The sequence below is a fragment of the Gordonia sp. i37 genome (genome assembly GCF_002043085.1).
GTDB lineage: Bacteria > Actinomycetota > Actinomycetes > Mycobacteriales > Mycobacteriaceae > Gordonia > Gordonia polyisoprenivorans.
Genome location: NZ_MVPX01000579.1, coordinates 1 through 403, shown reverse-complemented (window position 1 = coordinate 403; position 403 = coordinate 1). Strand labels below are relative to the sequence as shown.

Below are 403 nucleotides of genomic sequence, written 5' to 3'. Positions count from 1 at the left end.
ACTCAGCGACCTGCAATGGAATCCGGAGATGACCGGGCCACAAGCTTTCGGTGCGATGAAACAAGTCCTGTTGTTGCGCAACCTGGTTGATCACCACGCCACCACCCTCACCGGCGAGATGGATCGGCTGGGCGTGGCCGATCACAAGACCACCCGGCTGCGAGAGTTGTTGATCAGCATGGGTTTCGCGCCAGCCGTCGCGGGTCGGTATGTGCGGGTTGCCACCACCACCGATGTCGACCTGTTGTTGGCGCACGCAGCGGACGGGTCCATCTCCTCCGAACACGTCGATGCCGTCGTCCGCGGTCTGGCGCACATCGACACCCGATGCCCCGAGCCTTTGGACACCGTCCAACGCTGCGAGTTTCTGCGGAAACTCTTGTCGCACTACTTCGCCGGTTTC

The 403-nt window shown here is 62.0% G+C and carries 1 pseudogene; it reads left to right on the top strand.

The features are described 5' to 3' along the window. Nucleotides 1-403: pseudogene (locus tag B1964_RS28200) on the top strand (HNH endonuclease); the annotation flags it as partial.